Source organism: Arthrobacter sp. Cr_A7 (assembly GCF_029222765.1).
Classification (GTDB): Bacteria; Actinomycetota; Actinomycetes; order Actinomycetales; family Micrococcaceae; genus Arthrobacter.
Genome location: NZ_JARHXQ010000201.1, coordinates 1 through 20,715, shown reverse-complemented (window position 1 = coordinate 20,715; position 20,715 = coordinate 1). Strand labels below are relative to the sequence as shown.

The following is a 20,715-nucleotide window of genomic DNA, read 5'->3' as shown; positions in this document are numbered from 1 at the left end:
AGGTACGCTGGGTATCGGTAACCGCATGTGACCAGAGGAGACAGCCATGTCCATTGACGGACAGTCCATTACCGGCCCCGGAGAATCAGGCGTACCCAGCGCTTCCGGCCCTGCCCTTCGGAGGGCCGTGGTCGTCGGAGGCAACAGGATTCCCTTCGCCCGCGCCGGCGGTTCCTACGCCAAGTCCTCGAACCAGGACATGCTGACAGCTGCCCTGGACGGCCTTATTGCGCGCTTCGGCCTGCAGGACGAGCGGGTGGGGGAGGTAGCCGCGGGTGCAGTCCTCAAGCATTCAAGGGATTTCAACCTCACCCGTGAGGCGGTGCTTGGCTCGGCCCTGTCCGCCGAGACTCCTGCCTACGATCTCCAGCAGGCATGCGCCACGGGACTTGAGACCGTGGTGGGTCTGGCGAACAAGATCAAGCTGGGCCAGATCGAGTCCGCAATTGCCGGCGGAGTGGATTCCGCTTCGGACGCCCCGGTGGTGGTGAGCGAAGGACTCAGGGAAGTCATTCTCGACCTGAACCGCGCCAAGACCATTCCCCAGCGGCTGCAGATCCTCAGCCGCCTGCGGCCCAAAGACCTGGCTCCACTGGCGCCCGGCACCGCCGAGCCCCGGACCGGCCTTTCCATGGGGGAGCACCAGGCGCTGACAACTGCACAGTGGAAAGTTTCCCGTGAGGCCCAGGACGAAGTGGCACTCAACAGCCACCGCAATCTCGCCGCCGCCTACGAGTCCGGGTTCTTCGACGATCTCGTCACCCCATACCGCGGCCTGGCACGCGACGGAAACCTTCGAGCCGATACGTCCATGGAAAAGCTGGCCGCCCTGAAGCCTGTCTTCGGCAGGAACCTCGGTGCGGACGCGACCATGACTGCCGGCAATTCCACCCCTTTGACGGACGGCGCCTCAACCGTTCTGCTGGCGTCCGACGAGTGGGCCGACGCCCGGGACCTTCCCAAACTGGCAGCGATAGTGGACGCCGAGGCTGCAGCGGTGGACTTCGTACACGGCAAGGACGGGCTGCTGATGGCACCAGTCTTCGCAGTGCCCAGGCTGCTGGCACGGCACAACCTCACCTTGGCGGACATCGACTTCTTCGAGATCCACGAAGCATTCGCAGCGACCGTACTCAGCACGCTGGCGGCGTGGGAGGACGAGGAGTTCGGCCGTACGCGCCTTGGCCTGGATGGTGCCTTCGGCAAGGTTGACCGCGCACGCCTCAATGTCAACGGATCGTCACTGGCGGCCGGCCACCCCTTCGCCGCCACCGGGGGCAGGATTGTGGCCACCCTGGCCAAGCTCCTCCATGCCAAGGGCACCACCGACGGCCGGCCGGCACGGGGACTGGTCTCGGTCTGTGCGGCCGGCGGCCAGGGCGTCGTCGCGATTCTCGAATCTCTGTAAGGGGTCACCGATGACGGACAAATATGCACAGCTGGTGAACCAGGGCCTGGGCAGGAACGTGGCCAGGAAACTGGGGTTGCCCCAGCCGGCGGTGCTGCGCAGGTACAAGCCCGGCCAGCCGCTGATCACCGGACCCATTGTGGTCCAGGGAGACTCGGCGGCCGCCGACAAACTCGCTGCAGAGCTGCTGGCGTGGGACCTGGATGTCCGGCGGCACGCGGTTCCCCGGGAAAAGCTTGGTGCCATCATCCTGGTCCTGGACGACGTTGCGCGGCCGGAGGACCTCGAAAAGCCGGTCCTTGCCGCAGGGGCCTCGCTGCGCGACCTTGCGCCCGGCGCCCGGGTCCTGACAGTCTCACGGCCGGCTTCCGAGGCGGATTCTCCCGCCGCCGCTTCCGCCCGGCAGGGTGTGGACGGGTTCCTGCGCTCGTTGGCCAAGGAACTCCGGGCCGGCGCCACCGCCAACGGCATCCTCCTCTCCGGGGACGTGGAGCCGACCAGCCCGTCAGCCCTGGCGGCTGTCCGTTTCTTCCTGTCCGGCCGCTCGGCCTTCGTGGACGGCCAGTTCCTGACTGTGTCCAGCACGGACGGCCAACTTCCGGACGATTTCGACAGGCCGCTGGCGGGCAAGGTTGCCGTCGTGACCGGCGCCGCCCGGGGGATTGGCGCGGAGATCGCCCGCACCCTGCACCGTGACGGCGCCACCCTGGTCCTGGTGGACCTGCCTGCGGCGGGGGACCATCTGGCGGCAGTGGCTAATGAGGTAAAAGGCACCGCACTCCAGTTGGACATCAGCCGGGACGATGCCGGCCAAAGGATCATCGAGCACGCCGTTCAGCGGCACCGGCGGCTTGGCATCATGATCCATAACGCGGGAATTACCCGGGATAAGCTGCTCGCCAACATGGACCACGCACGGTGGAGTTCCGTGATCAACATCAATATCGCGGCACAGCTGCGGATCAACGAGGCACTGCTGGCGTCCGAACACTTTGGGCCCGCACCCCGTATTGTTTCTGTTGCTTCCACCAGCGGCATCGCCGGCAACAGGGGGCAGACCAACTACGCGGCGTCAAAGGGGGGAGTGATGGGAATGGTCCGGGCAACAGCCCCGCTGCTGGCCGCATCCGGCGGCACCATCAACGCCGTGGCGCCGGGCTTCATCGAAACTGAGATGACCGAACGGATTCCGTTCGCGCTGCGGGAGATTGCCCGCCGTGCGAATTCCCTCCAGCAGGGCGGTAAACCGTCCGACGTCGCAGAAGCCATTTCCTTCCTGGCCAGCGGTGCCGCCGGCGGAATCAATGGCGAGGTGCTGCGGGTATGCGGGCAGAACATGGTGGGGGCATGACGCCCCTGCAGCCGGTCATCCTCGGGGATATGCCGTCGCTGTCCAAGCTGTACGTCAATGCCGCTGCGCAGGCGGCCAGGCGCAGGCTGCTGGGAACGCATGATTCGTCGGTTCTGCCGGTCGAGAGCCACGAGGTCAGGGGTGTCACGTTGGACGTTGCCAACCTGACCGCGTACCAGCACCTGCTGGGCGAGACGGCCAGTGATGTGCTGCCTGCCGGTTTCATCCATGCCCTGGCTTTTCCGCTTGCCATCAGTGTGATGAACAGGGACGACTTCCCGCTGCCCTTGCTGGGCATGCTGCACCTGCGTAACAGCGTTGAGCAACGCGCCCCATTGCTCTTCACCGACGCGCTGGACATCACTGCGAGGGTGGAGAATCTCCGTGGGCACCGCGCGGGTACTCAGGTGGACGTGGTGGCCGAGGTGCGGGTGGCCGGCACGCGGGACATTTGTTGGCGGGGAATTTCCACCTACCTTGCCAAGGGCGTCTTCCTGCCCGGGGTGGATAAGCCCTCCTCGGCACCGGTCCGAAGAGACTTCAAGGCACCGGACCCCACCGGTGTGTGGCAGCTGGGCGTCGACGCGGGACGGGCTTACGCAGCTGTGTCCGGCGACTTCAATCCGATCCACCTCAGCGTGCTCTCAGCCAAGGCCTTGGGCATGCGCCGGTCCATCGCCCACGGCATGTATCTGGCGTCGCGGGCGCTGGCGGACGTTGGCTCGGTCCGTGGGGATTCCTTCACATGGGACGTTGACTTCGACGCCCCTGTGTTTCTTCCCTGCCGTGTGGCCCTGGAAATCAGCAGCGACCAGGGTGGGTCCGGGACATGGAAGCGTTCGGACTTTGTGGCCTGGAACCCCAGATCAGGCCGCCGTCATTTCAGTGGTTCCGTCACTGCGCTTTAGGCGGCGGGCCGAAGGGCGCGCAGGATGCGGTGGAGGCTGAGCAGGATCGATTCGGACGCCGGAACAGTTCCCTGTTCGGCTTCCCTGCCGGCGGTGGCGGCCATGCAGGCTTCCACCGCTGCCCGCGCCGTTTCGAATCGCTCCCGCTGTGCAGGCTCATCCGTGTCGCGGTAGGAATGCAGCAGTTCCCCGGTGGCCGTCATGGCGTACGCCAGCGGCCCGCTGTCCTGCACGGGCACCTGGTAGGGAACGTCGCTTTCCCAGATCACGTCCGACAGGACGTCCGTCATGTCCTGGATGTGGAACGTCACCCGTTCGAGCTCGCGCAGGTTGCGGTAGTCGAGATCGACGTCGCGGGGGTGGAGCTTTCGGCGCGGGTTTGCCCGTCGGCTGGCATCGGCTTCCTTGACCAGGTGCCGCACCGACCGGGCAGCTGAGGCCAGTTCATCTGAACGGCGTGACCATTCTTCGTGCTCAGGGGGCCACTTCTCCTTGAGGGCCGCCCCCATGTCCGTCAGCTGGGTCCCGAGCGCACGCCGCAGTTCATCCAGGCTTTCGGCGGCTGCGTTCAGGTGCAGCGGGGGAAAGACCAGGAAGTTCACGGCAATTCCCACCGCTACGCCGACGCCCATCTGCACCAGGTACCCGAACGAAAAGTCGTCCGGGTTGCTGCCGCCTACCAGCAGAACCAGCAGGGCCGCCGTCGGGATCCAATCACTGCCCGAGCCAATGCGCGGGAGCCCGCCCAGCAGGACGCCTACGCCCATAAAGACGGCAACCGTGAGCGGGGATGGATCGGTGAAGTTGACGAGCACAAAGGCGAGCCCGATACCCAGGGCCAGCCCGGTAAGTGCCTGAAGCCCCTGCCGCACGGAGCCAGCCACGTTGTGGTACATCACCACCAGTGCGCCCAGGGGCGCGTAGTAGGGATAGTTGGCCGCAGCCCCCGGCATCAGTGGAGCGATCATGAACGCCAGCCCGGCCGCCAGGGCCGCTTTCGCCGCGAGCTGCAGGCGCTGGGCGGCGAAAGCCGCCGACAGCCCGGCCACCGCCTGTTTCAGGATTTGGGTTCCCCTGGCCCACCTCATATCGGGGCGTGCTTGAGACTTGACCATCCGCCCAACCTTAGGGGGCAGCTTCCTGCATAACAACACGGCTGGTCAGGGCGTCAAGAAACCCTGGGGAACGGGGGAACTAGGGAAGTCTTGCTGCCGAGCGGCGGACCTCAGCAGCCAGCCGGTGGGCCTTTCCGGGCGTTCGCCCGTCCTCCTGGCGCCGCGGAATGTAGCCAAAGGCCAGCGCGTAGGCGGGATCAGCGAAGCCCAAGGCGGCGTTGGCTCCCTCATGGCCGAAGGCGTGGTGGCTGCCGAAGTTCCGCGAGGGGTGCGGCTTCATGAAGACGACGGCGAAGGCATTGTCCAGCCCTGAGGACCGGTCCAGGCCCCAGACCTGTTCGCGGGACATGACGTCGACGGTTTCGGGGGTGAGGAACGGATGCCGGTTTCCGATGCCGGTGGTTGCGGCGGCATACAGCTTGGCCAACCCTTCGGCCGATCCCACGCCTCCGGCCGCGGACATTCCCGCAGCACGGACGGACCGGATGTTGGGAAGCTCCATGATGCCGCTGATGGGCGCATTGCTGTTCAGGCCCTCGAGGCTGAGCGGATCCAGCCATGGCTCCTCCGCGGTGTCTTGGTCCACGGCGTCCTGGTAGATCACGTCCCGGTAGCGCGGTTCCAGGTCCGCGGGAAGGCCCAGGAAAAAATCAACGCCCTCCGGTGTGCGGATCCTCCGCTCGTAGACACTCTGGAGCGATTCCCCTGCTGTGCGGCGGCAGAGCTCTTCCATGATGATGCCGATGGTCAGGGCGTGATAGCCAAACTGCCGGCCCGGCTGCCATGAGGGGCGGGCCGCCGCCAGCCGCGCCGCTGCGGCAGGAGTTGTGAATTCGTCCAGGCCAAAGCCGCCCTCCAGTCCCATAAGGCCGGCCTGGTGGGAGAGTGCCTCGCGCACCAGGAGCCGGTCCTTCCCATGCACGGCAAACTCGGGCCAGTAGTGGGCCACCGTGGTGTCGAGGTCCAGCAGGCCGTCCTGGACCAGCAGTGCGATCACCATCGCCGCGACACCTTTGGAGCATGAATAGGCGCCGGTCACGGTCTCCGGTGTCATATCCGGACCGCCGGTGAGGTTAACCACGGGCGCTCCACGATGGTAGGCGGCAAGCTGTGCGCTGTAATTCGGATCGTCTAGAAGGAGGGACTCGAACAGTTCAAGCACGTTGTCGAATCCGGGCGCTACGAAGCCTTGAAAAGTCTGCACCCGGACAGTTTAGCTAGAAAGCGCTTTCCGCTACGTCTGCGGACCGTGTCCCGCTGCTACTTCTTCTCCTTGCCTGACCGGGCCCGGCGGCGTCCCGTCCCCAAACGGCCGGCCGCCCAGGGATTCCCTGCCGTGATCCTCCAGCCATCCGCGAAGGTCTGGTCCGGCTGGAACGATGCCCGTGGGGTTAATGTCCTCGTGGACGATGTAATAGTGCTGCTTGATCTGGACGAAATCCGTGGTGTCACCAAAGCCGGGTGTCTGGAAGAGGTCCCTCGCGTAAGCCCATAACGCGGGCATCTCGCTCAGTTTCTGCCGGTTGCATTTGAAGTGCCCGTGGTAGACCGCATCGAACCTGGCCAGCGTGGTGAAAAGCCGCACATCGGCTTCCGTAATGGTGTCACCCACCAGGTAGCGCTGGCGGGTGAGTCGTTCTTCCAGCCAGTCAAGGGCTGCCCAGAGGCGTTCGTACGCGGAGTCGTAAGCCTCCTGTGAACCTGCGAAACCGCAGCGGTACACCCCGTTATTCACCTCGGTGAAAACCCGCTTGTTCACCTGGTCGATCTCTTCCCGCAGGTGCACGGGGTACAGCTGCGGCGCGCCGGGCCGGTGGAATTCGGTCCACTCGGTGGAGAAGTCGAGGGTGATCTGAGGGAAGTTGTTGGTTACTACGGCGCCCGTTGGGACGTCCACTATCGCCGGGACGGTAATCCCCCGGGGATAGCCGGGGAAGCGTTTAAAGTAGGCCTCCTGCAGGCGTTCGATGCCCAGGACCGGGTCCACGCCGCCGGGATCAAGGTCGAAGGTCCACGAACGTGAATCATGGGTGGGGCCTGGCTGGCCGAGGGAAATGGCGTTCTCCAGGCCCAGCAGCCGTCTGACGATCACAGCCCTGTTGGCCCACGGGCATGCCCGCGCTGCGATGAGGCGGTAACGCCCCGCTTCAACCGGCCAGCCCGGTTCGCCATTGTCGCCCGGCCTGCCGTCCCGGGTGATGCGGTCCTCTATGTAGTTTGTGTCCCGGGTGAATTCTGCGCCGCCGGTCACATACGCGCCGCGGGTGCTGTGTTCGGCCGTCTTACCATCGGCGGCCTGCTGGATGCTGTCCGTTTCCTGGCTCATGGCATAAGCCTATGCGCCCCGGAGCAGGACCGTGGAGATCGGCTGCCACGCCACGAACCAGGAGCCGCCCACCAGGGCAGCAAAAAGGGTGATCCAGATGGCGGAAGGCACGGCAGTAGCCCGGTAGAGCAGGTATGCATCAGACGTGGAAAGCCGCTCCCTTCTGCGGACGTGGACGTTTGCCAGTTTGATCAGGTCCCGTACGGCGCCCACCAGCAGTGCCAGGCCCAGGATGACCGCCACATGCCCCACAAAGGCGTCCGGTACCACGAGGATCATCGTCAGCCCGCCAACAATCGCGACGGCAGTGATGAGGAAGCCTGCCAGGTTGCGGATGAAAAGAAGCGAGGCAACCAGGGCGACGGCGCTGCCCGCGATGGACGCTGGCCCCCAGCCGCTGAAGCCGCACATCACAAACGCCGCACCGACGATCGCCGGAACCGGATACCCCCAGAAACATGACCAGGCGGCGGCAAGCCGGCTCCGGCTGTAGGAGGTGGTGGTTCCCGAGTGGTCCAGCCGCAACCGTATTCCGGACAACCGCTGCCCGCTCGTGAGGGCGGCAACAGCATGGCCCAGCTCATGGACAGCCGTGGCCAACAAGCCAAAGTACTTCCAGGAGCGGCTGGGAATGGACAAAGCGGTTGCCAGCACGACCGCCAGCAAAAGCTCAGTGAAGGAAATGGCAGGAAGGTCCGTGCGGCGGAATGATTCAGCCAACGCCTGCCAAAGATCGCCGGGGATGTTCATCCGGGCCTCCGGAAAGACGCGTTGCCACTCTTAGCCATAAACGTCCACGTTACTGGAGCAGGCTGTGTGCAGGCTTAAAGCCGAAAGGCACGCCGGCGTGCAGCGTGCCTTTCGATCCGGCAGTGCCGCGGACGTGTCCGCAGCACATTAGCGGCTGTGTTTACTAGCCCTCGCACTCGGTGCAGTAGCTGTGGCCATCTTTCTGGCGGGCAATCTGGGACCGGTGACGGACCAGGAAGCAGGAGTAGCAGGTAAACTCGTCCTCGGCCTGCGGAATGACCTGCACCACGAGCTCCTCGGCGACGAATTCGCCTCCGGGAACGCCCGCGCCGTCGAGCCCGTCAGCCTCATCCAGCTCAAGGACAACGCTGCGCGCGTCGGGAGCATTTGCTGACTGGAGCTGCTCGAGTGAGTTGTCCTGCGATTCCTTGACGTCGGAGCGCAGTTCATCGTAATCGGTTGCCACTTTGGGTGCTTCTCTTTTCTTTGGTTCGCCTGTCGCGTATGAAACGTACAGCATCAAGCGGGTATTCCCCAATAGACGGAGTATATTTGCCGCCGTCTGGGTAAAGGTTCAAAGGAGGCGGCCTTCAGGGGAATAACCTGTTGTAGCCGCACGAGCAGCGGAGGGCGCGGCATAGCGACGCGGTCTCCGCCCGAATCGAAGGGGCGTTTGTGGAGCAGCTCACTGCGGAGTTCGGCGGTGCCGGGCAGGTTGGCACAGGTGTGGGGCCGGTGCTGGAAAAGTTCGATGACGTGTCCAGGATCGTTGTGCTGCGCGGCGGCGGGCTCGGTGACCTGATTTTCGCCATCCCGGCGATGGCCGCCCTCAAGGCTGCCTATCCCGGAGCGGACATCACACTCCTGGGTACTCCTATACATAGGGCACTGCTCGCGGCCGTTAAGAGCCCGGTGGACGAAGTGTGCGTCCTTCCTTTTTCCGAGGGTGTCCGGCCCGGAAGCGAAGACCCTGTGGAACTGGACACGTTCTTCGAGGACATGCGCGCACGCAGGTTTGACCTCGCCGTCCAGGTTCATGGCGGCGGCCGGTATTCAAACCCGTTCCTGCTGCGGTTGGGCGCGCGCCACACTGTGGGTACCAGAACAGCGGACGCCGCCAGCCTGGAACGGACCGTTCCCTACCTCTACTACCAGCACGAGCCCCTGCGGGCGGTGGAGGTGGCGGGATTTGCGGGGGCTTTCCCCGTTGACCTTGAAGCGCGGCTTGAGCCTGTTGAGGGACTGTCGCCCGGTCCTGCAGGGAAGGACAACGACGCCAGCCAGCCCCTCGTGGTGATCCATCCGGGCGCAACTGATCCCCGCCGTCGTTGGCCGGCTGAGCGGTTTGCTGAACTTGCCGCCGCCTGCGCCGCGGACGGCTACCGGGTGATGGTTGTCGGGGACACGAGCGAGCAGGAGTTGGCGGAACGGATTGCCGGCCTTGCGGCATCAGGGGCCGTCAAATCCGTGGCCGGGAAATTGGAGATGTCCGGCCTCGTGGCGCTTTTGGCTAATGCGGCCGTGGTGGTGGGCAATGACAGCGGCCCCCGCCATCTTGCGCAGGCACTCGGGGTGCCCACCGTAGGAATTTTTTGGGCAGGAAATGTTATCAACGCCGGGGCACTGGGCCGTAGCCTGCACAGGATCCATGCGTCCTGGGTGACTGCCTGCCCTACCTGCGGGATAGACGTCACCCAGGTTGGCTGGACGGCGCCCCGCTGCCCCCACGATGACTCCGTCGTGGCAGGGATCGAGGTGCGTGATGTTTACGAGGACGTCCGAAGCCTCGTGGCCACCGGAGCAGCAAAGCAGGATGCATGAGCGGCGGGGAAGGGTTGGAGCATGCCGGCACCAACAGCATGATCGACGGGAAGCCCGAGCTCCTGGTTCTGCGCGCCCTGAAGCTGGGTGATCTGCTGGTTGCGGTGCCCGCGCTGAAGGCACTCCGCCGGGCATTCCCGGAGCACCGGCTCCGGTATGCGGCCCAGGGTTGGCTATCGGAGGCCCTGGGACTGGTGGGCGGCTATGAACTGCTGCCCACCCACGGCCTCGACGAGCCGCTCGCCATGGAACCAGGCGTGGTGGACGTTGCCGTCAACCTCCACGGCAGCGGTCCCGAGAGCCAGGGGCGGATTGAAGCCCTCCAGGCGCGGCACACCATAGGGCATCGGAGCCAGTTCCGGGACGGACCGCCCTGGCGTGGTGAACTCCATGAACGGGAACGGTGGGTCCGGCTCCTGGAGTGGCACGGCATTGAAGCGGACCCGCTGGATGTGCAGCTGAACCTGCCGCACGTTCCCAGCCCTGTTCCGGGCGCCACGGTCCTGCATGTGGGGGCGGCGTACGGCAGCCGGCTTTGGCCGGCGGAGCGGTTTGCTGCCGTTGCCGCCGCGCTGGCTGACGCCGGCCACAACATTGTCTTCACGGGGGGCAATTCGGAAAAGGAGCGTGCGGTGGAAGTCTGCAGCCGTGCCGGGCTGCCGCCGGAAGCGGTACTGGCCGGTCACCTTTCACTGGGGGAGTTCGCGGCCACCATCGCCGCCGCCCGCCTGGTGATCTCGGCTGATACCGGCGCGGCGCACCTGGCTTCGGCGTACGGTACGCCGTCGGTGGTGCTGTTCGGACCCGCGCCGCCCGAGATTTGGGGACCACCGCCGGGACCCCATGTTGTCCTGACGAAGGCCGAACTGCGGCTGGGGGATACGTTCTCCGGACAACCGGATCCCGCGTTGCTGGCAGTACAGGTGCCCGACGTCCTGGCAGCAGTCCGGGAGCTGGGATTGTTCTAGCAGCACGGTGCATCAGGTCTGTGGAAGCCTAAAATGGAGGCATGGGCACTGATATGGAGATTGCCTTGGTGTTGTTGGCTGCGGTGCTGTGGGTAGCGGTAACGCTGAGCATCCTGTCTGCCATTGATCGCCCCGAGAGGAAGGCCCGCCGGCAGCAGAAGCGGGAGGACCGCACCGGAACGCGAAGGGTCGAGTACCGGCCCGTTGCAGCCGGCTCACACCCCGAGGGACATGGCAGGCGTCCCCGGCGGAGGCTGCGGCCGCACTGATTGCCGATTCCGCCGCTACTGCGGCAGGCCGCCTGTCACCACGATGGGTGGCCGGGTGCCGTGATCCGCTGCTGCGAATGCAGCGATGGCCCGCGCAATCTTCAGCCCGCCCCGGGACGACGGCTCTATCGCGTTGGCGTAGTCACCATCCTCGGTGCAGACGAGCCGGAGATCGATCAGGCCAGCTCCCCGCGAAAAGGCCGCCCTGGTGATGGAATCGTTGAAGAGGCACAGGGCCGCCTTGATGATGGCCTGGTCCGTCCCTGATGGGGGAGTGTCGTAGATCGTGCAGACGGCAACCGGCAGCCCCGTATTCATCAGCGCCTCAGTTACGGCGTCGTATTCTGAGCCGAACCTCTTTTGGGCGTTGGCCAGGATGGCGAGGGCCACTGCCACCGATGGTGCCGGCTCCTGCAGCAATGGCGCGTACCCGAGGGCGTCGTTTCCGCCGACGCTGACTACCAGATGCGTTGCATCCCGGGGCATGGCAGCCAGCTGCCGCTCCACGCCCGCCATGACGTCGCCGTCGACCGCCACCAGGCTGCACCGCCACCCTGGGAGTTCCTGGCGTAGCTGCGTGACGACGTCGGGATCGCCGCCCACGTAGGCGGCGTTGTCAAAGATGGAATCGCCGAGCAGCACGACGTGGCCGGGACCGGGCTCGACTGCCAAAGGTGCCTCCATGTACCCATACTGCCCGGGTACTCGATCCGGTGCCACTGGGGGCGAGTGGGGAAGAATTTCAGATGAAGTTTATCCATCGAAAGGACTTTTTAAGGCTGCTGGCTCTAGGATTGGCTGGTCTCATCACTTTGACATTCCGGGGGGAATCCTTGAGCTATCCGCAATACCCCAGTCAGCAGCAACAGTCCTTCCAGCCTGCAGCCGGCGAGCCGCCGTTATGGGCGCCGCACTACGGAGCCAGCCTGCCCGTTGCGGTGCGCCGCTTCTTCAAGAAGTACGCCACGTTCTCAGGCCGCGCCAGCCGGAGCGAATACTGGTGGTGGGCGCTTGTCGCTTTCCTTGTCGGCGTGGTCCTCAACATCATCACCTCGGTGGCCGGAGCCCCTGGCGCTACGGTGGCCGCAAACGGCACGGCGGTCCCCGGGCCCGGTGCAATCGTGGGCAGCATCCTGATGATCGTGTGGGGCCTGGCGGTCATTGTTCCGTCCATCGCGCTGCTGGTCCGCCGGCTGCACGACGCCAACCTGAGCGGCTGGCTCGTTCTGGTGATCCTGGTTCCGATCCTTGGCGCCCTGGCTCTTCTGGTGATGGCCATCCTGCCGTCGAACCCGGCGGGACAACGGTTCGATCAGCCCACCGGCTACTGACGCCGGCATTACAAGAGGGAGCTCGCCTTTCAAGGCGGGCTCCCTCTCGTTTTAACCCGGCCACCGTCACTCTCTCCGTTCATACCGATAACCTCGACCGCAGCCCTCTGTTCGGTTGGCTGTCACATGGTGCTGGTATGGTCCGGGCCATGGATGAACTTCTGGCAGCCCAGTCTGCGACCGCCGACGACTACTCGGACCGACGGGGCTTTGATGTGGACTTCTTAGGCGTGACCATTCCAATGCCGGGGTTGAAAAATGTGGAGTCGGTCCTGCTGCCATACACGCACTTCTCCGTGCTGATGCGCCCGGACAAACGCCTTGCCGCCGTCACAGGACTCGGGATCGACGGAAGCAAACTCAGGGACCTCGGCAGGTCCGGAATCACTTGGCGCATGGATCCCAGGCTGAGTGAGGACCAGCAGACGGGGGAGAGAGTTTATGCCCGGAACGATATTGACCGCGGGCACCTGGTTCGTCGCGCGTCAGCGGTGTGGGGGGATACCCAGGCTGAGGCTGCCCGGGCGAACCAGGACACATTCCACTACACCAATGCGGCACCCCAGGCAGCCAAATTCAACCAGGGGCTGGAGCTGTGGCTGGGCATGGAATCCTATCTTTTGGACCACGCGGCTGACCACCGCCGGCGACTGGTGGTGTTTACGGGACCGATCTTCAGCGACATCGATCCGGTCTACCGGGGCGTTGAGATTCCCCTGCGCTTCTTCAAGGTCGCCGTATTCGTACACCAGGGGAATCCCGCAGCCACCGGGTACGTTGTGGACCAGTCTCCCGAGCTTGCGGGCCTGCCGGACGTGCCGCGGCCTGGAGCCGTAGACGACGTTCCGCCATTGGGCCCTTTCCGGACCTTTCAAGTGCCGATCCGGGATATCGCAGAACTCACCGGCCTGGAGCTGGAGCAACTCGTGGAAGCGGACCGTATGCCGATCGCCGCCACCCTCGGCGAGGTCCGCGTCGGTTCCACCTGGCGCCTGTTGGCATCGCCGGAGGACCTTGACCTGGATTTCGACCTGCTGGGCGCAGGTGTGCCCTAAGCCTGGTTGTTCTTCCGGCGCCGCTCGTCGGCCTGCCCGATCCCGTCGCGATGCCGGTCCCGGTTGGTGAGGTCCGCGATAAACTCCGGGGATGGCGCGGTGGGATGGCGGGCGGTTGTCAGAGCAACAGGCCAGGCTCGCAGAAAGATGGCTCGGCGCCCCGGCGCTTATTGCCGACATGTCCTGGGGGCAACTCGACACAACCGTGCTTCACGTCAAGGCCGCCGGCACCACCGTGATTATCAAAGCTGCCGGGCCGGGAAACCATCACATCGGCAGGGAGATCAAGGCTCACAGCTCCTACACGGGTCCGCTCCTCACCCGGGGCCGGGTGGGTGAAATGCTGCACGCAAGCCGAAGCTCCAACCTCTTGGTGCTCCAGTACCTCGAAGGGGAACTTGTCGAGGGTACGGAGGATGAACTTTCCCCAGGCATTCATGCTCAAGCAGGTGAATTGCTGAGGCTGATTCACAGCCAGGAGACCCGGGTTGACGAGCACTATGAGGCGCGGGCAACAGCGAAGGCCGCGGGCTGGCTGGAGCGCAAGCATCGGATCGCTCCAGCAGTGGAACAGCAGGCCCGTGAACGCCTGCGGAAGTATCAGCCGATGCCCATTCGCGTTGTTCCCACCCACGGAGACTGGCAGCCGCGGAACTGGATCAGCAACAGCGGCATGCTTCGGGCAATAGACTTCGGCCGCTTCGATTTTCGACCCGCAGCTACGGACTTTTGCAGGTTGGCGGTGCAGCAGTGGCAGAAAAAGCGGGCGCTCGAGGAGGAGTTCCTGAATGGGTATGGTGACGATCCCCGTTCCGCCCACGTGTGGCGAATTGACCTGCTGCAGGAAGCGATTGCTACATCCGTGTGGCACACCGGGTAGGGGATGAGGCATTTGAGGCACAAGGACACAAAATGCTCGGCCCGGCACTGCAGCGCTTTTAGTTCGGGTAGCCCGCAGTGGGGGACGCGCACTGTGAGCAACGCCTCAATGGAGGTTGCCGGCAAACACGAAAAAGCCCCGGAAAATCATTGATTTTCCGGGGCTTCCGTTTGTGCGCGGAGGGGGACTTGAACCCCCACCCCCTTTCGAGGACTAGCACCTCAAGCTAGCGCGTCTGCCATTCCGCCACCCGCGCAGGTGGTAATTCGGGGAACCGTTCACACCTTCCAGTGTTTCGCGCCTCTCCGAAGCAGCGAGAAAAACTCTAACACGACTTTCCGGGAACAACGAATCGGGCCAAGTGGGTAGGCTGAGGGCAGCGAATTCGCGCGTGCCAACCAGTCATTCCCCAACGAGGAGCTTCCAATGCCTGACGTCCTGCCCGAGGATGAAGTTGTCCGGATCTGCCAGGAACTCATCCGGATCGATACCTCGAACTACGGCGACGGCTCCGGGCCGGGGGAGCGGGCTGCTGCGGAATACGCTGCCGGGCTGATTGAGGAAGTCGGCATGGAGGCGGAAATCTTCGAATCCGCCCCCGGGCGGGCGAATGTTGTGACCCGGATGGCTGGCGAGGATCCCTCCGCCAGTGCCCTGGTGGTGCACGGCCACCTGGACGTCGTGCCCGCCCTCCGGGACCAGTGGTCGGTGGACCCTTTCGGCGCTGAACTCAAGGACGGCCTCATCTGGGGCCGCGGCGCCGTCGACATGAAGGACATGGACGCCATGATCCTCTCCGTCCTGCGGAGCTTCGCCCGCTCGGGCAGGAAGCCCAAGCGGGACATCATCTTCGCTTTCTTCGCTGACGAGGAAGCCGGCGGCGCCTACGGAGCCCGCTACGCCGTCGACAAGCGCCCCGAACTGTTCGAAGGCGCCACCGAAGCCATCTCGGAGGTGGGAGGCTTCTCGGCCACCATTGGCGGCCAGCGCACGTATCTGCTGCAAACCGCCGAAAAGGGGATCTCCTGGCTCCGCCTCGTGGCCCACGGCCGGGCGGGCCACGGTTCCCAGATCAGCACGGACAACGCCGTCACCCGCCTCGCGGCCGCGGTGACCCGCATCGGCGAATACAAGTGGCCCATCGAACTGACGCCCACCACCCGGCAGTTTCTGGACGGAGTGACGGAACTCACGGGAGTTGAGTTCGACGCCGACAATCCGGACCGCCTGCTGGACCAGCTGGGCACGGTGTCGCGTTTCGTCGGCGCCACCCTGCAGAACACCACCAACCCCACGCTGCTCAAGGGCGGCTACAAGCACAACGTCATCCCCGAATCTGCCGAGGCCCTCATCGACTGCCGCACTCTTCCCGGGCAGCAGGAACACGTCCTCGAGATCGTGAGGGAACTCGCCGGCACCGGCGTGGACGTCAGCTACGTCCACCAGGATGTCTCCCTCGAGGTGCCGTTCGCCGGCAACCTGGTGGACTCCATGATCGACGCACTCCATTCCGAGGACCCGGGCGCCAAAGTCCTGCCCTACACCCTCTCCGGCGGGACGGACAACAAGTCACTCAGCCGGCTCGGAATCACCGGCTACGGATTCGCGCCGCTGATGCTGCCGGACGAACTGGACTTCACCGGAATGTTCCACGGCGTCGATGAGCGCGTCCCTGCCGACTCGCTCAAATTCGGCGCCAGGGTGCTGAACACCCTGCTTACCAACTACTGACAGGGGCGGGCATGACCCCCGAAGAGCTGCTCCCGGATTCCCTCCTGGAGCGGATCCGCGGCCGAGCTGCCGGCTACGACAGGGACAACACCTTCTTCCACGAGGATCTCCGGGAGTTGGCTGCCGCCGGCTACCTGAAGTTATTTGTTTCCACGTCCGACGGCGGCATGGGCTTTGGGCTCGAAGCGGCGGCGCAGTGCCAGCGGAGGCTGGCAACGGCTGCCCCTGCCACCGCCCTCGCCGTCAACATGCACCTGGTGTGGACCGGCGTCGCGCAGGTTCTCGGCGCCCGCGGGGACCAGTCCCTGGACTTCGTCCTGGAGGAAGCGGCCAGCGGGGAGATCTTCGCCTTCGGCAACTCCGAAGCGGGCAACGACTCCGTCCTGTTTGACTCCCGCACCACCGCAGCGCCCTCACCCGACGGCGGGTACTCCTTCACGGGCACCAAAATCTTCACAAGCCTGTCTCCGGCCTGGACCCGTCTCGGGATCTTCGGGAAGGATTCCGAGGCCAGGGACGGTGACGGGGAACTGGTTCACGGGTTCATCACCCGGGACACGGCTGGCTACCGCATCCTCGATGACTGGGACACCCTGGGCATGCGCGCCAGCCAGTCCTCCACAACGGTCCTCGAAGGCGTTCGGGTCCCGGCGGGGCGGATCTTCCGCAAGCTCCCCGTCGGACCAAACCCTGACCCCCTGATTTTCGCCATCTTCGCCTGCTTCGAAACACTCCTCGCCGCCGTCTACACCGGCCTGGGGGAGCGCGCCCTCGCCGTAGGCGTCGAAACCGTCAAGCGCCGCACCTCATTCAAGAACGGCGGACGCAGCTACGCCCAGGACCCGGACATCCGCTGGAAGGTTGCCGAGGCTGCCATGGCCATGGACAACCTGTACCCACAGCTCAAAACCGTAGCGTCCGACGTCGACGCACTGGCCGACCACGGCCCGCAGTGGTTCCCCAAACTCGTAGGACTGAAAGTCAACGCCACCGAAACGGCGCGGCGGGTGGTGGACCTGGCCATCCGGGTCAGCGGCGGATCAAGCTACTTCCGGGGATCCGAACTGGAAAGGCTCTACCGGGACGTGCTCGCAGGGATGTTCCACCCGTCCGACGACGAATCGGCCCACAACACCGTGGCGAACGCCTGGCTGGGTCCACTCGAGCCTTAGTCGTTCCGCTGGACCGCCAATCCCTAGACGGTCCGCTGGACCGCCAATCCCTAGACGGTCCGCTGGACCGCCAATCCCTAGACGGTCCGCTGGACCTGCATCACCCGTCGGCGGAGCCAGAAACGCCGTCCGCCGCCCACATACAGCTTGCTGCGCTCCAGCTCCCACTTGCCGTACTCGGAGTGTTCCACCAGCCGGCGCCGCGCCTCGTGCAGTGAATCGTCAGGGCTTACCGTCAGTACGAGGTACTCGTACTGCCTCAAATAATCCCGTTCCCGCTGGACCGAGCTGGTGAGAAATTGTTCCTTCATTGCTCTCCATTTTCGTCCTTTTCCGGCTAACGTGAAGTCATGAGCATCGATCCGCGTGTCGCGCTTCAGTCCCTGACCACCGCTTTGGAAGAACACCTTATAGCAGCATCCAACCGCCGCGGAGATGGTGACCCCTCCGTGGAGGCAGCGTTTTTTGCCGTCGCAGACGCGTTTGAAGTGTACGAGGACGCGCTCTATGAGGCCTACAACGAGGTGACCCCGCTTCAGGTCTTTGATGACGAGGATGAAGAGGACGAAGAAAGCGGCGTGGACGACGACGAGGACCTGGAAATCGTCCAGGAATAGGACCGCGAATCTATTGCGGTGCTGACACATCCTCCAGCGCCCGGGCAATCTCGGGCGGCAGCGGCGTCAGCTGGGCTTCTAGTATCTCCTTCAGCTGCACCGGCGTCCGCGGACCCACAATCACGGTGGCTACCCCATGCTGGGACAGCAGCCAGCTGAGCGAGACGTCCTGCGGGGTCCGGCCGAGCCCTTTCGCTGCCATGCAGACTGCTTCCACCGTCCGCGAAGGCTTCTCGTCAAGGTAGGGCGACACGTAGGCTGACCCGGACGCGGATGCCCCACGGGACCCCGCCGGGATGCTGCCGCGGTACTTTCCGGTGAGCACCCCGCGGCCCAACGGCCCCCACGCCATCAGGCCCAGGCCGGCATCCTCCACCGCCGGGATCAGCTCGGCTTCGGGCTTGCGCTGCAAAAATGAGTATTCGGCCTGCGCCGCCACCAGCGGGAACCCGGCGATCGCCGCTGCCTTGGCCGTTTGCCAGCCGTTGAAGTTGCACACGCCGGCATATCGGGCCCGTCCCGTCCGGACGGCGAATTCCAGGGCGGACAAAGTTTCCTCCAGCGGAACGTTGCCGTCCCAGGCCTGCGCGAACCAGATGTCCACGTAGTCCGTCCCGAGCCTGGCAAGGCTCGCATCCAGGCCGGTGAGCATCGCGTTACGCGAGGTGTCGACGGCGCGCCGGCCATCCGGCGTCGTCATTCCCGCCTTGGTGGAGATGGTCACCTCTGTCCGCGCCACCACGTCTCCCAACAGGGAACCCAACATCGCCTCGGCACGCCCGTCCGAATATGAGGCAGCGGTGTCCACGTGCCGGCCGCCCGCGGTGAGGAAGGTGCGCAACAGTTCCGATGCGTCCTGTTCATCGGTTTCGCCGGCCCAGTCCATGGTCCCAAGTGAGAGGGATGAAACTCGCAATCCACTGTTGCCGACGTAACGCTGCTGCATAGCAGCAAGCTTACGGGCAGAACCCCTGCTGCCCATGACGTAGGGTCTTAGCGTGAACTGGTTTGAGGCGGCCCTGCTGGGCCTAGTGCAGGGACTGACCGAATTTCTTCCGATTTCATCAAGTGCGCATCTGCGGATCGTGGGGCAATTCCTGCCCAACGCCGCCGACCCGGGCGCCGCTTTTACCGCCATCACCCAACTGGGCACCGAGACTGCCGTGCTGATCTATTTCTGGCGGGACATCGTGCGGATCGTCAAGGCCTGGGCCGGTTCACTCAGCGGAAAAGTGCCGCGCCAGGATCCTGACGCCCGGATGGGCTGGCTGGTCATCATGGGAAGCCTGCCGATCATCGTCCTGGGGCTGCTGTTCCAGGACCAGATCGAGTCCGTCCTCCGCAGCATGTGGATCGTGGCCACCATGCTGATCGTCTTCGGCCTGTTCCTCGCCGTCGCTGATGCCGTCGGCAAGCAGAAACGCGACCTCAACATGCTGACGTACAAGCACGGCATCCTGTACGGCTTCGCCCAGGCCATGGCCCTGATTCCCGGCGTCTCCCGCTCCGGCGGCACCATCACAGCCGGCCTCCTCATGGGCTACACCCGCGAGGCTGCGGCACGCTACTCCTTCCTGCTCGCCATCCCGGCGGTGTTCGGCAGCGGGCTGTTCCAGCTGTACAAGGTGGTGTCCAAGGACGGCATCACGGGCCCGTACGGCCTGGCGGAAACCGCATTGGCCACCGCCATCGCGCTGGTGGTGGGCTACGTCATCATCGGCTGGTTCCTGAAGTTCGTGTCCACCCGCAGCTACCGGTTGTTCGTCTGGTACCGGATCTTCCTGGGCCTCGCGCTGTACCTGCTTCTCGGTTTCGGTGTCATCAGCGCCTAGCACTAGGCTTGGTCTGTGAAATCCTGGACTTCCCGCCCCGTTCCTGCCCTGCCCGGAAACATGCCTGCCATCCGGTTGTTCGACACCGCGGCAGGCCGTGTGGTGGAGCTGGAGGCCGAAACGGCGCCCTCCATGTACGTCTGCGGGATCACCCCGTACGACGCAACACACATGGGCCATGCGGCCAGCTATGTGGCATTTGACCTCCTGAACAGGGCGTGGCGGGACGCCGGCCAGGACGTCTCCTACGTCCAAAATGTGACAGACGTGGACGACCCGCTCCTGGAACGCGCTTCCGCCACCGGCGTCGACTGGCAGGACCTGGCCGCCAGCCAGATTGAGCTCTTCCACACGGACATGGAGGCGCTGAATGTCCTTTCCCCGGACCGTTACGTGGGTGCCGTTGAATCCATCGGGCTGATCGTTCCCGAGGTGGAACGCCTGGTCAGCCTCGGGTTGGCTTACAAGGTGCAGGGCAGCAACGGTGATCCGGACGGGGATGTCTATTACGACGTCGAGGCCGCAGGCAAGCAGTCCGTCTCTCCGGAAGCGTGGACCCTGGGCAGCATTTCCGGGCTGGGCGAAAGTGACATGCTGGAGCTTTTCGCAGAACGCGGCGGCGACCCCGGGCGGGCCGGAAAGCGCCAGGCGCTGGACCCGCTGCTGTGGCGGGTGGAGCGCGAAGGCGAGCCCAGCTGGCCCGGCGGAAGCCTGGGGCCCGGCAGGCCCGGCTGGCACATCGAATGTACCGTCATCGCGCAGAAGTACCTGCCCTCGCCGTTCACCGTCCAGGGCGGCGGCTCCGACCTGATCTTCCCGCACCACGAGATGGGCGCCGGGCACGCGTTTTCACTGGCCGGGGTGCCGCTTGCCAGGCACTACGCCCACGCGGGCATGGTGGGGCTGGACGGCGAAAAGATGAGCAAGTCCAAGGGCAACCTGGTGCTCGTCTCCAAGCTGCGGGCGGCAGGGGAGGATCCCGCCGCTATCCGGCTTGCCATCCTTACCCACCATTACCGCTCCGACTGGTCCTGGACGGATGAAGGTTTCGCGGCCGCCAAGGCTGACCTTGCGGCATGGCGGCGGGCACTTGACCACACCCCTGCAGGTTCTGCCGGGCCGCTGATCGCAGAGATGCGGGCGGCGCTTGCCGCGGACCTCGACGCTCCCGGGGCGGTTGC

22 protein-coding genes and 1 tRNA gene are annotated in these 20,715 nt (G+C 64.9%); 14 read left to right on the top strand and 9 right to left on the bottom strand.

Features of this window, described 5'->3' with window-relative positions; translation table 11 throughout:
* The first annotated feature begins 46 nt into the window (after window positions 1-46).
* From P2Q66_RS11670 to P2Q66_RS11660, 3 genes are read left to right on the top strand one after another with little or no spacing between them, the layout of a single operon-like run.
* On the top strand, window positions 47-1,408 hold the full coding sequence (locus P2Q66_RS11670) for an acetyl-CoA C-acetyltransferase (RefSeq protein WP_275728205.1): 1,362 nt from the start codon (window positions 47-49) through the stop codon (window positions 1,406-1,408).
* Between the two features lie 10 nt (window positions 1,409-1,418).
* Window positions 1,419-2,759, top strand: coding sequence for a 3-oxoacyl-ACP reductase (locus P2Q66_RS11665; RefSeq protein ID WP_275728204.1), 1,341 nt, complete (start codon window positions 1,419-1,421; stop codon window positions 2,757-2,759).
* The gene (locus P2Q66_RS11660) at window positions 2,756-3,667 is read left to right on the top strand and encodes a MaoC/PaaZ C-terminal domain-containing protein (RefSeq protein ID WP_275728202.1); all 912 of its coding nucleotides are present in this window, start codon (window positions 2,756-2,758) and stop codon (window positions 3,665-3,667) included. Before P2Q66_RS11665 ends, P2Q66_RS11660 begins: the two co-directional genes overlap by 4 nt.
* Here the strand turns inward: P2Q66_RS11660 and P2Q66_RS11655 are convergent.
* From P2Q66_RS11655 to P2Q66_RS11635, 5 genes are all read right to left on the bottom strand, one after another.
* Window positions 3,664-4,716 (bottom strand): FUSC family protein, encoded by a 1,053-nt coding sequence (locus P2Q66_RS11655; protein ID WP_275728207.1) that lies wholly within the window; start codon window positions 4,714-4,716, stop codon window positions 3,664-3,666. The genes P2Q66_RS11660 and P2Q66_RS11655 overlap by 4 nt on opposite strands.
* A 145-nt stretch (window positions 4,717-4,861) precedes the next feature.
* Window positions 4,862-5,986 carry a serine hydrolase domain-containing protein gene (locus P2Q66_RS11650; RefSeq protein WP_275728200.1) on the bottom strand — a complete coding sequence of 375 codons (1,125 nt, stop codon included), beginning with the start codon at window positions 5,984-5,986 and terminating at the stop codon, window positions 4,862-4,864.
* Window positions 5,987-6,016: 30 nt separating this feature from the next.
* The gene (locus P2Q66_RS11645) at window positions 6,017-7,108 is read right to left on the bottom strand and encodes a glutathione S-transferase C-terminal domain-containing protein (RefSeq protein ID WP_079596113.1); all 1,092 of its coding nucleotides are present in this window, start codon (window positions 7,106-7,108) and stop codon (window positions 6,017-6,019) included.
* Window positions 7,109-7,117: 9 nt separating this feature from the next.
* On the bottom strand, window positions 7,118-7,858 hold the full coding sequence (locus tag P2Q66_RS11640; protein WP_275728199.1) for a M50 family metallopeptidase: 741 nt from the start codon (window positions 7,856-7,858) through the stop codon (window positions 7,118-7,120).
* A gap of 163 nt (window positions 7,859-8,021) precedes the next feature.
* On the bottom strand, window positions 8,022-8,324 hold the full coding sequence (locus P2Q66_RS11635) for a DUF4193 domain-containing protein (RefSeq protein ID WP_066275770.1): 303 nt from the start codon (window positions 8,322-8,324) through the stop codon (window positions 8,022-8,024).
* Window positions 8,325-8,533: 209 nt separating this feature from the next.
* Between P2Q66_RS11635 and P2Q66_RS11630 the strand changes: the two genes are divergently transcribed.
* The 3 genes from P2Q66_RS11630 to P2Q66_RS11620 are packed head-to-tail and all read left to right on the top strand — an operon-like array spanning window position 8,534 to window position 10,916.
* Window positions 8,534-9,679 carry a glycosyltransferase family 9 protein gene (locus tag P2Q66_RS11630; protein WP_115523468.1) on the top strand — a complete coding sequence of 382 codons (1,146 nt, stop codon included), beginning with the start codon at window positions 8,534-8,536 and terminating at the stop codon, window positions 9,677-9,679.
* Window positions 9,676-10,647 (top strand): glycosyltransferase family 9 protein, encoded by a 972-nt coding sequence (locus tag P2Q66_RS11625; protein WP_275728197.1) that lies wholly within the window; start codon window positions 9,676-9,678, stop codon window positions 10,645-10,647. Before P2Q66_RS11630 ends, P2Q66_RS11625 begins: the two co-directional genes overlap by 4 nt.
* A gap of 41 nt (window positions 10,648-10,688) precedes the next feature.
* Window positions 10,689-10,916 (top strand): hypothetical protein, encoded by a 228-nt coding sequence (locus tag P2Q66_RS11620; RefSeq protein ID WP_275728195.1) that lies wholly within the window; start codon window positions 10,689-10,691, stop codon window positions 10,914-10,916.
* Between the two features lie 15 nt (window positions 10,917-10,931).
* Here the strand turns inward: P2Q66_RS11620 and P2Q66_RS11615 are convergent, their stop codons facing one another.
* Entirely contained in the window at window positions 10,932-11,600 is a 669-nt protein-coding gene (locus P2Q66_RS11615) for an SGNH/GDSL hydrolase family protein (protein WP_275728194.1), read from the bottom strand.
* 149 nt (window positions 11,601-11,749) lie between these two features.
* Here P2Q66_RS11615 and P2Q66_RS11610 point away from each other — a divergent pair, with 149 nt between their 5' ends.
* The 3 genes from P2Q66_RS11610 to P2Q66_RS11600 all read left to right on the top strand — a co-directional run bounded on the left by P2Q66_RS11610 (window position 11,750) and on the right by P2Q66_RS11600 (window position 14,182).
* Entirely contained in the window at window positions 11,750-12,247 is a 498-nt protein-coding gene (locus P2Q66_RS11610; RefSeq protein ID WP_275728193.1) for a DUF805 domain-containing protein, read from the top strand.
* A 149-nt stretch (window positions 12,248-12,396) separates the two neighbouring features.
* Window positions 12,397-13,302: a DNA/RNA non-specific endonuclease gene (locus P2Q66_RS11605; RefSeq protein WP_275728191.1), complete on the top strand. Its 906-nt coding sequence runs from the start codon at window positions 12,397-12,399 to the stop codon at window positions 13,300-13,302.
* A 91-nt stretch (window positions 13,303-13,393) separates the two neighbouring features.
* On the top strand, window positions 13,394-14,182 hold the full coding sequence (locus P2Q66_RS11600; protein ID WP_275728189.1) for a phosphotransferase: 789 nt from the start codon (window positions 13,394-13,396) through the stop codon (window positions 14,180-14,182).
* Window positions 14,183-14,355: 173 nt separating this feature from the next.
* Here P2Q66_RS11600 and P2Q66_RS11595 read toward each other — a convergent pair.
* Window positions 14,356-14,438: transfer RNA gene (locus tag P2Q66_RS11595), tRNA-Leu, on the bottom strand.
* A 170-nt stretch (window positions 14,439-14,608) separates the two neighbouring features.
* Here P2Q66_RS11595 and P2Q66_RS11590 point away from each other — a divergent pair.
* Window positions 14,609-15,913 carry a M20/M25/M40 family metallo-hydrolase gene (locus P2Q66_RS11590; protein WP_079596120.1) on the top strand — a complete coding sequence of 435 codons (1,305 nt, stop codon included), beginning with the start codon at window positions 14,609-14,611 and terminating at the stop codon, window positions 15,911-15,913.
* Between the two features lie 11 nt (window positions 15,914-15,924).
* A complete protein-coding gene (locus tag P2Q66_RS11585) occupies window positions 15,925-17,085 on the top strand; it encodes an acyl-CoA dehydrogenase family protein (RefSeq protein WP_275728187.1) in 1,161 nt (386 codons plus the stop codon).
* Between the two features lie 77 nt (window positions 17,086-17,162).
* Here the strand turns inward: P2Q66_RS11585 and P2Q66_RS11580 are convergent, their stop codons facing one another.
* Window positions 17,163-17,396 carry a DUF5703 family protein gene (locus tag P2Q66_RS11580; protein ID WP_013600973.1) on the bottom strand — a complete coding sequence of 78 codons (234 nt, stop codon included), beginning with the start codon at window positions 17,394-17,396 and terminating at the stop codon, window positions 17,163-17,165.
* A gap of 39 nt (window positions 17,397-17,435) precedes the next feature.
* On the opposite strand from P2Q66_RS11580, the gene P2Q66_RS11575 reads away from it, so the two are divergent.
* On the top strand, window positions 17,436-17,702 hold the full coding sequence (locus P2Q66_RS11575; protein WP_079596122.1) for a hypothetical protein: 267 nt from the start codon (window positions 17,436-17,438) through the stop codon (window positions 17,700-17,702).
* 10 nt (window positions 17,703-17,712) lie between these two features.
* On the opposite strand, the gene P2Q66_RS11570 is transcribed toward P2Q66_RS11575, so the two are convergent.
* On the bottom strand, window positions 17,713-18,648 hold the full coding sequence (locus tag P2Q66_RS11570; RefSeq protein WP_275728184.1) for an aldo/keto reductase: 936 nt from the start codon (window positions 18,646-18,648) through the stop codon (window positions 17,713-17,715).
* A 52-nt stretch (window positions 18,649-18,700) separates the two neighbouring features.
* Between P2Q66_RS11570 and P2Q66_RS11565 the strand changes: the two genes are divergently transcribed.
* A complete protein-coding gene (locus P2Q66_RS11565; protein WP_079596124.1) occupies window positions 18,701-19,534 on the top strand; it encodes an undecaprenyl-diphosphate phosphatase in 834 nt (277 codons plus the stop codon).
* Window positions 19,535-19,549: 15 nt separating this feature from the next.
* Window positions 19,550-20,715 (top strand): cysteine--1-D-myo-inosityl 2-amino-2-deoxy-alpha-D-glucopyranoside ligase (mshC, locus tag P2Q66_RS11560; RefSeq protein ID WP_275728182.1); only part of this gene is annotated, 1,166 nt, incomplete at its 3' end.